10 protein-coding genes and 1 pseudogene are annotated in these 12,284 nt (G+C 62.6%); 10 read left to right on the top strand and 1 reads right to left on the bottom strand.

Annotated features, from left to right (window positions below; all coding sequences use genetic code 11):
* From RIN49_RS28575 to RIN49_RS28530, 10 genes and pseudogenes are all read left to right on the top strand, one after another.
* Positions 1-231 (top strand): annotated as a pseudogene (locus RIN49_RS28575) (ABC transporter permease); the annotation flags it as partial.
* A gap of 34 nt (positions 232-265) precedes the next feature.
* Complete coding sequence (locus RIN49_RS28570) at positions 266-1,957, top strand: extracellular solute-binding protein (RefSeq protein WP_309123492.1); 1,692 nt, start codon at positions 266-268, stop codon at positions 1,955-1,957.
* Between the two features lie 89 nt (positions 1,958-2,046).
* A complete protein-coding gene (locus RIN49_RS28565; protein WP_309123491.1) occupies positions 2,047-3,798 on the top strand; it encodes a sensor histidine kinase in 1,752 nt (583 codons plus the stop codon).
* On the top strand, positions 3,795-5,306 hold the full coding sequence (locus RIN49_RS28560; protein WP_309123490.1) for a response regulator transcription factor: 1,512 nt from the start codon (positions 3,795-3,797) through the stop codon (positions 5,304-5,306). Before RIN49_RS28565 ends, RIN49_RS28560 begins: the two co-directional genes overlap by 4 nt.
* A 126-nt stretch (positions 5,307-5,432) precedes the next feature.
* Positions 5,433-6,506: a Gfo/Idh/MocA family protein gene (locus tag RIN49_RS28555; protein WP_309123489.1), complete on the top strand. Its 1,074-nt coding sequence runs from the start codon at positions 5,433-5,435 to the stop codon at positions 6,504-6,506.
* A 78-nt stretch (positions 6,507-6,584) separates the two neighbouring features.
* Entirely contained in the window at positions 6,585-7,691 is a 1,107-nt protein-coding gene (locus RIN49_RS28550) for a Gfo/Idh/MocA family protein (protein ID WP_309123488.1), read from the top strand.
* A 40-nt stretch (positions 7,692-7,731) separates the two neighbouring features.
* On the top strand, positions 7,732-8,535 hold the full coding sequence (locus RIN49_RS28545) for a sugar phosphate isomerase/epimerase family protein (RefSeq protein ID WP_309123487.1): 804 nt from the start codon (positions 7,732-7,734) through the stop codon (positions 8,533-8,535).
* Positions 8,536-8,548: 13 nt separating this feature from the next.
* Complete coding sequence (locus tag RIN49_RS28540; RefSeq protein WP_309123486.1) at positions 8,549-9,946, top strand: sulfatase family protein; 1,398 nt, start codon at positions 8,549-8,551, stop codon at positions 9,944-9,946.
* 48 nt (positions 9,947-9,994) lie between these two features.
* On the top strand, positions 9,995-10,540 hold the full coding sequence (gene cysC / locus RIN49_RS28535) for an adenylyl-sulfate kinase (protein ID WP_309123485.1): 546 nt from the start codon (positions 9,995-9,997) through the stop codon (positions 10,538-10,540).
* Positions 10,537-11,958 carry a sulfatase family protein gene (locus tag RIN49_RS28530; RefSeq protein ID WP_309123484.1) on the top strand — a complete coding sequence of 474 codons (1,422 nt, stop codon included), beginning with the start codon at positions 10,537-10,539 and terminating at the stop codon, positions 11,956-11,958. The genes cysC and RIN49_RS28530 overlap by 4 nt, the downstream gene beginning before the upstream one ends.
* Here the strand turns inward: RIN49_RS28530 and RIN49_RS28525 are convergent.
* A partial coding sequence (locus RIN49_RS28525) for a hypothetical protein (RefSeq protein WP_309123483.1) occupies positions 11,955-12,284 on the bottom strand: 330 nt, incomplete at its 5' end. The genes RIN49_RS28530 and RIN49_RS28525 overlap by 4 nt on opposite strands.

Here is a 12,284-nt window from a genome sequence, read left to right as displayed (position 1 = left end):
TTGAACGACAAGCAGCTGTACCCGCTGCAGATGGTGCTCCGGAATATGCTGACGGTGGACAGCATGGCGAACGATCAGATGAATTTCATCTTGAAGGACACCCAGCGCGTCAGCTCGGAGACGATCAAGATGGCGACGGTCGTCGTCGGCATCTTGCCGATCATGTGCGTGTACCCGTTTCTGCAAAAGCATTTCATTAAAGGGATGTATCTCGGCGCCGTGAAAGGCTGAAGAGAGAAATTAAGGAAAAAGGGGACGAAGAGACATGAAGCGAACGTTACGCTCCGGAATGGCCATTATGCTTGCGTCGCTGATCGCCGTGTTGAGCGCATGCACCGAACGGGCGGCGACCGACGAACCGCCCGGGAACGACGCGCCGTCGAAGGAAGAGGCGGCGCAGCCGGAAGGCGAGGCGTCCGCGGGGCCGGTGAAGGAGCCGGAGCCGATCGGCGAGTTTCCGGACGCCTTCCCGATTCCGAAGGCTGTCGACCCGGCGAGTTATGCGTACGACGATCCGGCGCAAAAATACGAAATCGAAATCATGCTGCCCGGCGCCTTCAACCAACCGATTCCCGACGATCCGATCAAGAAGTATTTGGACGAGAAGTACAACGTCGATCTCAAGTTGACCAACTTGACGTCGGCGGACCTCAGAAACAACGTGGCGGTCCGGTTCGCCTCCGGCGACGCGCCGGACGTCGTCGTCATGCCGTTCAAGGACGTGGCGATCTCCCTCTACAAGCAGGGACAGCTGGCCGAGGCGTCCGACATCCTGCCCTACATGCCGCAGGCGGCGCAATACGTGACGAAGACGTTCGCGAATTGGGCGACGGTCGACGGCGAGATGATCGGCATCCCGCGGTACAGTACGTTCCAGGACAACTGGGGATTTTTCATCCGGGAGGATTGGCTGAAGACGCTCGGCCTTAACATGCCGAAGACGGTCGACGATCTGTACGCCTACGCCGAGGCGGTGACGAAGAACGATCCGGACGGGGACGGCAAGGCGGATACATGGTTCATGGGCGGCGCCGGCGGCGGCAACGGCTTTGGTATGCTGGACAGCTTGCGCAGCGCGTTCGGTCACCCGTCCTGGAACGTCGTCGACGGAAAAATCAACCACCCGATGCTGGACGGAACGACGCGCGGCTACCTGGAGTTTCTGAAGAAGCTGAACGACAATCAACTGCTCGCCCCCGACTGGTATACGATCTCGTGGGAGCCCTTCAAGGCGTATACGTTCAACGATCAGGTCGGCATGGTGCATTACCCGGGCTGGAACTTGATCGACGAGACGTATAACGCGAAAAACCGCGACATGAGCGTGCTGAACGTCTGGAAGCCGATCGCTCCGCCGTCCGCGGCGGCGGGACAGGAAGGCAAATACGCGCCGGGCGGGGCGCCGGGCGGGATGTTCGTGTTTTCGAAGAAGGCGGTCGAGGATCCCGGCAAGATGAAGCGGATCGCCCATATTATAGACACAATGATTTATCCGAACGAAAATTATTGGACGGTGTCGCAGGGCGGCGGCCCGGACATCTACCCCGACGGCTCCCGCGTCGTCTTCAACGAGGCGGACGGCACGAACGTGTTCTTCATCGACAAGGAGAAGCACCCCGCCTACATTAAGCCGGAGCTGAACAGTTTGCCGGATTGGCAGTTCGTCGGGTATACGCTGCTCTGGCAAATTTACGACGACGAAGTGGGCAAAATCGGCAGCGAGCACAACATCTACGTGAATAACTTGCCGAGACACGAAAACTTCGGCATCTTCATCACGCTGGACGGACCGACCGAGTCGAAGATCAACGATTTCCAACTGAAGAACGAAATCGCCTTCGTGCTCGGCAACCGCAGCTTCGACGAATGGGACGCGTACGTGGAGGAGTGGAAGGCGTCGGGCGGACAGAAGCTGATGGAGCAAGCGGCGGAGCAGTTAGGCGCGTCGATGCCGTAAGGCGGACGACGGAATACGAACGGGAAGACGGAGCGGCCTTGGCGGGCGGCTCCTTTTCTCCCGTTCTACGAGGAACGGAGGCTTCCGGGATGGAATGGACTCGCTTGAAATCGCATTGGAAGCTGATCGTGCTGCTCATGATCCCGAGCGCCGCGTTCGCCATGCTGCTGGTACAGGCGTCGAAAAATCAAGCGATCGATTATTTGGAACAGTCCAAGCGCTCGGCGATGCGCGAGATGTCCGAGCAGGCCGCGTTGTTCGTCCGGGACCATATGGATCGGGCGGCGGATCTGATGTTGGACGTCGAAGGGACGGTCCTTCAGGACAATGCGGACAAAGAGGGGCTGCTGTCGTACATGGAAACCGTAGCCAAAGTGCGCGCGGATCTGATCCGCGGCATCGTCTTCATCGGCGACGACGGCGATATGGTCGGATACCCGGAGAGCTACTGGCCGAGCTTCGCCGAGAAGGAGCTGTCGGTCATCGAGGCGCAGCCGCTCGACCGGTATCCGCCGATCGATTGGAGCCCCCCCTTCTATTCGAACATGGGCAAGTTCGGGTTGTTCAGCACGGTCACCATGATCAGCAAGCGGGTGTACGACAGCGACATGAATCCGCTCGGCCGGCTCTCCATGGCGGTCGATACGACGGGCTTCCTGAACAAGACGATCGCGTTCGTCGACGATTACGATTTGCAGGTGCTCCTGTACGATCAAAACGACAGCTTGATCGACTCGTTCATCACGCTCGGGAGCAACCCGCTCCATCCGCTAAGGCAGTCGAACGAAGCGACCCGGAGCTTGCCCGGGGCGCAGCGCTATTTTCAGGAGAACGGCTTTTATTACGCGTCCGCCGACATTCCGGCGCATCCGCGATGGAAGATCGTCGTCGTAAGCGATCTCGAGGCCGTGGAGCGGACGTTCCGCCCGGTGACGACGCTAAGCGTGGTCGTGCTCTCGGTCGGCATCGTCGGTTTTATGTGCATTTACGGAATCGTCTCCTGGTGGTTCACCCGCCCGATCCGGCAGCTGACCGTCGGGATGAGGCGCATCGCCAAGGGCGACCTGCATTACCGGATGAAGCTGGAGCGGGCCGACGAGTTCGGAGAGCTCGCCGATCAGTACAATGCGATGACGGCGACGATTCGGGACTTGATCGCGAACCTGCAAGCGACGGAGGAGCGGAAGCGCCGTACGGAGATGCGAGCGCTGCTGTCGCAGATGAACCCCCATTTGCTCTATAACACGATCAATCTGATCGACGACGTGATCGATCACGGCAGCAAAGAGGAGCTCCATCGACTCCTCGAGTCGCTGGGCGAACTGCTGAGGTACGGCTTGGACCAGCGCCGCGGCAACGTCCGAACGCTCCGCGAGGAAATCGAGAACGTCGAGTTTTATTGGTTTATCGTCAATCAGCGGTACGGCCAGCGCTTCTCGCTGACGATCGACGACAGCGCCCGCACACACGCCGACGCATCGGCGCTGAAGCTGATGCTGCAGCCGTTGGTCGAGAACGCCCTGTTTCACGGCTTGCTGCCTGCGCCGGACGCGAACGGCGTCGTGACCGTCTCGGCCGAGCGGCAGGGCGACGCGCTCGTCGTCGCCGTGCGCGACAACGGAGTCGGCATGCCCGCGGAGGCGGCGACGGCGCTGGAGTCGCGGATCGCCGCGCCCGAAGAGCTCGAAGCGGACGGCATCGGCGTGCGCAACGTCCATCAGCGACTCGCGCATACGTTCGGCGCGTCGTACGGTCTTCGGATCGAAAGCGGCGGCCCGGGCGCGGGCACGACCGTCCGCATCCATATTCCGTATCGGTTGGAAGAGGGGGAACGTCGATGAACGAACCGATCCGCCTCGTCGTCGTGGACGACGAGCCTTACGTCCGCAAGAAAATCCGCGGCTTCGGGCTGGAGGAACGAGGCTACCGCATCGTCGGGGAAGCCGACAACGGCGTCATGGCGCTCGAACTGGCGAAGCGCCTTCGCCCGGACATCGTCATCGCCGATATCGGCATGCCCGTCATGAACGGGTTGGAGCTGCTGCGGCGCCTCCGGGAGCTGCCGTCTCCGCCGGAAGTGCTGATGCTCACCTGCTACGATCAATTCGAGAAGGCGCAAGCCGCGCTGCGGTACGGCGCGGCGGACTACGTTACGAAGCTGCTGTTCAAGGCGGCGGATTTCGCGGAGTCGCTGGACCGCGTCGCGGGGAAAGCGCGGGAGGCGGCGGCGCTTCGGCGGCAAGCGGCGAAGGAGCGGCTGTCCGTCTGCGCGGCCGGATCGCCGGCGGCGCCGGCGGCGATCGAGCGCCTGTCGGCGGAGATGCCGCTCGGCGCGGTCGTCGTCGCCGTCCTGCGGGCGTCGCGCGCCTCGGCGGCATGGGCGGCGGCGCGAAGCGATCGGCCGCCGGCGGCCGGCGACGGGGATACGGCGGTCTCCTTCCGTCTCGAGCGCGATGCATGGGCGTTCGTCTATTACCGGGGCGCCCGGGGGATGCGGGGGGCGCTCGCGGCGGACGTCGCCGCCGCTTGGGACGCCCTCTTCCGGGAAACGCCGCAAGGCTGCAAAGCGCGGCTCTTGCTGACCGACGAGCTGCGAGATTGGCAGGAGTTCGGCGAGACGGTGCGCCGAGCGCAAGCGGCGGCGGACGACGGGCTGTTCCTGCCCGTCAACGCGGCGCTGCGTCTGAGCGCGCTGCCTTCGAGCGCGGCAGCGCTGCCGTCGTCGCCTTCCGAGGAGCGGCTCGCCCGTCTGCCGCGCTCCGAAGCCGCCGCCCTACTCCGAAGCTGGTTGCGGTCGATCGGAGAAGGCGGCGCGGCGTCGGCCGCGTGGCCAGCGGCGCGCGCGGCGCTGCCCCGGCTGCTCTGCGCCGCCGTCTCCGCCGAAGGGGAGGCGCCGCTCGACTGCTACGCGGAGTCGAGCGAGGCGCTGCAATCCGTCTTCGACGCGTCGGAGTTGTCCGATGCGGTCGACCGCTTGTTGGACGGATGGGCGAACGGCGCGCGCCGCGGAAGCGCGGAGGCGGGCGCGCGCAGCGAAGTGCGTCAGGGGGTGGAGTACGTGCATCGGCATTACGATCAAGACATTCATCTGCACGACGTCGCGAAGCGCGTCAATCTGAGTCCGAGCTGGTTCGCCGCCTTGTTTCGCGCGGAAGTCGGAAAGCCCTTCAACGAATACGTGCAGCGATATCGGCTCGATCGGGCGAAGCGGCTGCTTCGCGAATCCGACCTGAAAGTATACGAGGTCGCCGAGTCGGTCGGCATCGCGAACGCGCGGTATTTTTCCCGCCTGTTCTTCGACGCGTTCGGCGTCACCCCGCTGGAATACAAAAAAGGGAGCGGTGGCTGAATCGGATCGTACATTGTCCCGATCCGCCATGAATGCGGGCGGACGCTTATTTTATGATACAGAGAGATAGGCGGAGAACATCGCAACGCAACGAACGGACTTCTTGAACTCGAAAGGGGGAGCGGGATGGAAGAACGCCGACGCGTGAACGCGGCGATCCTCGGATTCGCCCACGGACACGTCAACGGGTATATCGAGGAATGGAAAAAACGCGAGGCTTACGGCGTTCGGGTCGCCGCGGGCTGGGACCATGATCCGGCGCGGCTCGCGCAAGCGGCGGAGGCGCACGGTTTGGAAGCTTGCCGGGACGTCGAGGCGCTGCTGGCAAGACCCGACGTGCACGCCGTCGTCATCGCCTCCGAGACGTCGCTGCACGCGGAGCTCGTCGTCAAGGCGGCGGCCGCCGGCAAGGCGATCGTGCTGCAGAAGCCGATGGCGCTGACGTCGGCCGAAGCGGACACCGTCGTGGAAGCGGTGAACCGGTACGGCGTGCCGTTCACGATGGCGTGGCAGATGCGGGTCGACCCGCAAAACGCGAAGATGAAAGCGCTTCTCGAAGAAGGTCGACTCGGTCGAACGTTCACGGTTCGGCGCCGACACGGATTAAGCGTCGGGCTGCAGCCCGCGTTCGCCGATTCGTGGCACGTCGACCCGAAGCTCAATCGCGACATCTGGGCGGACGACGCCTCGCATCCGATCGACTTCTTGTTATGGCTCCTTGGCGAGCCGGAGAGCGTCACCGCGGAAATCGAGTCGCTGCATCACCCCCGCATCCCGATGGACAACGGCGTCGCCTTGTTCCGGTACCCGGGCGGCCCGCTCGCCGAGGTGAATTGCTCGTTCACGTGCGCGGCAGCCGAGAACACGACGGAGATCGTCTGCGAGAAGGGGACGATCGTCCAAAACTTCGGCGACGCGGTCAGCTGCAACGTTCCTCGAGCGCCGGGCGCTTCGGGCCTCCGGTGGTATTCGACGGAGGAAGGGCGGTGGGTCGACAGCGGCATCGAGACGCCGGATACGCACTTCGCCCGCATCCGGGCGCTCGCGGAGCCGCTCGCGGCGTTCCTGCGAGGCGAACGAGGCCCGATCGCGACGGCGGAGGAAGGGCGCGCCGCGCTTCGCATGGTGCTCGCGACGTACGTCTCGGCGCGGGAGGGACGCCGGGTGCGGCTCGACGACGCAGGGATCGAGAGCGTGTAGGGACCATTTTCCGAAAATATAAAGGGAGGTGAACGCTTTCGCGACCGCTGCGACGCGCAGCGTCTCGAAAGCGACTCGATGGCATTGAAAATCGGCATCGTAGGTATGGGCGGCATCGGCAACAACCACGCCGCCTGCTACAAGAAGGACGAATTGGCGGACCTCGTCGCCGTGTGCGACGTCGTGAAGGCGAAGGCGGACGCGGCCGCGGAGAAGTTCGGCGTGAAGGCGTACTACAGCCTCCGGAGCATGCTCGAGAACGAGCCGGATTTGCAAATCGTCGACGTCACGACCGGCGGCATCGATAACGGCAGCTGGCACTTCGAGCCGGCGATGGAAGCGATTCTCGCGGGCAAGCACGTGCTCGTCGAGAAGCCGCTGGCGCACGACATCGAGGAAGGGCGGCAGCTGTATGCCGCGGCGGAGAAGATGAAGGTATATCTCGGCTGCAATCTGAACCATTACTTCACCCCGCCGGCCGAGAAGGCGATGCAATACGTGAACGAAGGCGGCGTCGGGGAGCTCGTCTATTGTTTGATGAAGATGGGCTTCAACGGCGGCGAAGCGGGATACGCGTCCGCGGGCTCGCCGAAGATCAAAGATCATCCCTACTTCCATATGAAAGCGTTCCTGACGCATCCGTTCAGCGTCATGCGCCACTTCTGCGGCGACATTACGCATATCCAGACGTTTTCCGACCGTCCGGGCTTCCGCCGCAACGCGGGCGACGTAATGGTGTCGATCAACAGCATCCACGTCAAATTCGCCAATGGCGGCGTAGGCTACCTGCTCAGCCAGCGCGGCGACGCGGTGTACGGCCTCGGCGGATGGTGGAGCCTCGAGATGGCCGGGTCGAAGGGGACGTTCTGCATCGAGAATTGCGTGGAGAAGGTGTCCTATTGGAAAGCGGAGAAGGGCATCCCCGCCATCTCCGTCCAGCCGACCCCGGAGGTGACGGACTTCGGCACGAACGACTTCAACTCCACGTTCGGCAATCGGCTGCACGCGTTCCTCGAGGATGTCTCGAACGGCGTGCCGCGCGAGCAGCTGCGGGCGAACGGGCGCGACGCGTTGGCCGTCCTGGAATACACGTTCGCCGTCATCGAATCGTACGAACGCGGCGGCGAGCTCGTCCGCCCGCGCCGGCTGCCGCCGCTGCACGGCGATCCGCTGACGATGTTGTGATCGGGCGACCCCATTTCCCACGAAGGAGCGAAGCATACCCATGATACGATTAGGCGTCAATTCGGTGTTGTTTAAGGAATTCGACTTCGCGACGGCCGCACGGTCGATCGCGCGCGCCGGCTACGACGGCGTCGAGCTTGCGGCGATCCAAGGCATGTGCGAGCATCTCGACTTGTCCCGTTGGCAGGAACAGAGAGACGAATTGCTGCGGATCGCGGAGGAGAACGGCCTCTCGCTGCTCTCCATGGAGGTGGCCACGCTGAACGAGGAACGCTTGACGACGGCGCTCGAAGCGGCGGCCGGTCTCGGCATCCCAGTCGTGAACGTCGGCCCGGGCGGCAAATCCGGCGTCGAGGAGGACGTGGCGGCGTCGATCGCGCAGCTCGCGAAGATGTCGCGCAAGGCCGAGGCGCTCGGCGTCACGCTGTGCGTCAAGGCGCATGTCGGCAACGCGATTTATAACACGCCGACGACGCAACGCGCGATGGCCGCGATCGACTCGCCCGCCTTCGGCATCGATATGGACCCGAGCCATATTCACCGCTCCGGCGAAAACGCCGAAGAAGCGCTTCCCGCCGTCCTCAGCCGCGTGAAGCATATCCACATCCGCGATTGCCAAGGCCGGGCGCAAGGACCCGGTCCGATCGAGCTGCAGGCTTGCGGCCGCGGCGACATCGATTTGTTCGGTTATTGCCAGGCGATGGTGGACGGCGGTTACGACGGCCCCGTCGTGCTGGAGGTCATCGGCGCGAAGCCGGAGCATTCGCTCGCGGACGTTGTGACCGTCGCGGCCGAATCGTACGGCTACTTGAACGCATGTCTGAAGCGATTGAACGCGAGATAAGGAGGAACGAGAGATGGCGAAGAAGCAACCGAACGTGATCGTATTCGGCATCGACAGCCTGCGCCGCGATCATATGAGTTCTTACGGATACGGAAAATTAACGACGCCTTACCTCGATGCGTTCGCTTTAGGCGGGACGCTGTTCGAGGCGCACTTCAGCCCGAGCATCCCGACGACGCCGGCGTACGCCTCGATGCTGACCGGCATGGACGCGTTCGGAACGGACGTCGTGGCGCTTCGGCACAAGGGGCCGCTCGGCGGGCATGTGCGCACGTTGGCCGAGATGCTCGGCGACGCCGGTTACAACACGACCTGCCTCGGCTTTACCGGCAATCCGTCCTCGCGCGGATTCCAGACGTATTTGAATTACGAGTCCTGGCTGCCGGACGACACCGGGCGCACGCCGAAGGCGCAGCTGCTGAACGACGTCGCGATTCCGGAGCTGGAGCGATTGGCGGCGGACGAGAAGCCGTTCTTCCTTTTCATGAGACATATGGACCCGCACTCTCCGTATTTGCCGCCGAAGCCGTACGACCGGATGTTCTACGGCGCGAACGAGAAGGATCCGTCCAACCGTTCCATGGAGCCGGTGTACGCGTTCAAGCCGTTCGCCGACTTCTTGAAGTCTTGGATTCCGGAGGGCGTCACGGACCATGAATACGTCAGCGCCCAGTACGACGGAGCCGTCGCGTATATGGACGCCTGCATCCAATCGATCTTCGCGAAGATCGAGGCGCTCGGCATCGAAGAGGAGACGCTCGTCGTCATTACGTCCGACCACGGCGAGACGCTCTATGAACATGATTGCTTCTTCGATCATCACGGCTTATACGATTGCACGCTGGTCGTGCCGCTCATCATCAAGTTTCCGGGACGCGTGCCGGCCGGCAAGCGGGTCGCGGACGTCTCGCTCATCCAAGACATTACGCCGACGATCGTGCAGCTGCTCGGCCTCGAGCCGCCGTACGCGTTCGACGGCCGCAGCCTCGTGCCGGCGATGTACGGGGAGAAGACGGAGAAGGTGAGCGAGTTTTATATCACCGAGTGCACCTGGATGCGCAAGCATGGGTGGCGGACGCCGGAGTGGAAGCTCATTCGCGCGCTGGAGCCCGACTTCCACGGCAAGCCGGAAATAGAGCTGTACAATTTGATTCGGGATCCGGAGGAAAACGATAACGTCGCCGACCGAGAGCCCGACGTCGTCGCTTATCTCGAGCAGCGCATGCTGGCGCATATCGCGAAGCGGGAATCGGAGACCGGCCGGACGAATCCGATCTACACCAACTTGGATTGGAGCGGTACCGGGAAGACGTTCCGTACGTCCCAAGAAGCTTACGAATCGTTATATATCGGCTCGATCTCGAACGCCCGCTCCCTGCAGGCGAAAGAGAAGGAAGCGCAAGCGAAATGACGGCGTCGGCGCGGACGTAAGTCTCGAGGAGAGAGGGTGAATCACAGCATGAATGCATCGCAAGCAAGCCCGGTGCTCTGGTTTACGGGATTGTCGGGCTCCGGCAAGACGACGACCGCCCGATGCGTGGAAGCGATGCTGCGGGAGCGCGGGGTTCGCGCCGAGCTGCTGGACGGCGACGAGCTGCGGGAGACGATCTGTAGAGGTTTGGGGTTCGCGAGAGAGGACCGGTTGGAAAATATTCGGCGCATCGCGTACGTCGCGAAGCTGCTGTCGCGCAACGGCGTCACCGTGCTCGTCTCGGCGATCACCCCGTATCGGGAGATGCGGGACTACGTTCGCGCCCATGTTCCGGGGTATACCGAAATTTACGTCCGCTGTCCGCTCGACGAATGCGAGAGGCGGGACGTCAAGGGATTGTACGCCAAGGCGCGCCGCGGGGAAATCGCCGCCTTCACCGGCATCTCGGACCCGTACGAGGAGCCGACCGACGCGGACGTGGTGATCGACACACGGTCGGGTGCGCTGGCAAGCAACGCCGCGACGATCGCCGACTTGGTCGCGCCGCCGCTCCGAAGAGGTGGCGTCGGATGAAGATCGTCTTCGTGTCGCTTGATACGCTGCGCGCATCCCGCCTCGGCTGCTACGGGTATTCGAAGCCGACGAGCCCGTATTTGGACCGCATCGCCTCCGAAGGGGTGTTATTCGAAAAGGCGTACGCCGCCGACATCCCGACGGAGGTCGCTCACACCGGCATCTTCAGCGGCAAGGTCGGACTTCGTACGGGCATCGTCTCGCACGGCTCAACGCTAACGAAGCTGCCAAAGTCGCGGGAGTGGCTGCCTACGATGCTGCGCGGCGCAGGGTTTACGACCGCGGCGGTCGACAACCTGTATCAATTGAAGGAATGGTTCGCGCGCGGGTTCCGTTATTATATGAACAGCGTCGACGATCGCAGGCGCTGGATCGACGGTCGGACCGTCAACGACATGGCTTTGCCTTGGTTGACGCAGCATAAGGATGAATCGTTCTTTTTGTTTCTTCATTATTGGGATGCGCATACGCCGTACTTGCCGCCCGAGGAGTACAAGTCCATGTTTTACGAGAAGGGCAGAGATCCGTACGATCCCGAGAACCGGAGCATGGATGCGGCTTATAACCATCTAGCCTACCCGTTCTTCAAGCACCATCATTACGACCTAGTCGGTCCCGTCACGGATAGTGTCTACTATGACGCGATGTACGATGCGGAAATCCGGTATTTGGACGACCGGCTGCGGGAGCTCGACGAGCATCTGGAACGGCTCGGCATTCGGGACGAGACGCTGCTCATCTTGTTCGGCGACCACGGCGAGAGCTTGACCGAACATGACATTTATTGGGATCATTGCGGGCTTTACGAGCCGACCGTGCATGTGCCGGTGATCATGCGCTGGCCGGGCGTCATCCCTTCGGGCCGGCGGGTGAGCGGGCTCGTGCAGCAGGTCGATCTGCTGCCGACCGTGCTTGCGGCCGTCCGGGACGCGTCGCCCGACGGCATCGACGTCTCGTCGCTCGACGAGCCGGACGGGTTGGACGGCCGCAGTCTCTGGCCCGCCATTCGCGGCGAGGCGGAGCGGACGCACGACGCCGTCTTCCTTAGCGAATGCGCTTGGCAGGCGGCCCGCGGCATTCGCGACGATCGTTACAAGTATATCCGCACCTACGATTCGGGTCCTTTCGTTCGACCGCCCGCGGAGCTGTACGATTTAGAGGAAGACCCGGGGGAAACCCGCAATTTGGTCGACGAGCGTCCCGATGTGGCTGCGGCCATGCAGGAGCGGCTAGATCGTTGGGTGTATGGAATTCTCCAGGGCAAGCCGGATCCGATGCAGGAGCAGCTGTCGGCCGCGGGGCTGCCGTTCCGCCGCCGGATCGAGGCGATTCTGGAGCATTCGGGATTGACGTGGGACGATTGGCGGTCGGACCCGAGGCGCGAGCGTTTCGATCGGTTAGCAAGTAAGGAACATTAGCGTATCCACATCGACACCCGGGCCGTGAGTCTTGGGTGTCGTCTTAATTTCTGTAACAAAACACCATTTGCATCCTTAATAAAAAGCGAGTATAGTATATTCTTGTCGCCGCGGAATGCGAGCGTCACGGTCGAGCGACCGACAGCGATGGAAAACATTGTCGCTTGCAGGCGAACGATCGGGTATGGTAAAGTATTTATCCGGCCGTGAAAGCGAGTCGGACAAGCAGTACCGAGTAAGACAAGCTTGCTCCTTGAAAACTGAACATGAGTCGGAGTTTTTTCGCAGGCGAGGCACTCGCCGAGAAAAAATGTCCAAAGCATATG

It is taken from the genome of Paenibacillus sp. (assembly GCF_031177825.1).
Taxonomy (GTDB): Bacteria; Bacillota; Bacilli; order Paenibacillales; family YIM-B00363; genus Paenibacillus_AE.
The sequence above is the reverse complement of the archived record's forward strand: the minus strand, read 5'-3'. Positions and strand labels throughout refer to the sequence as shown.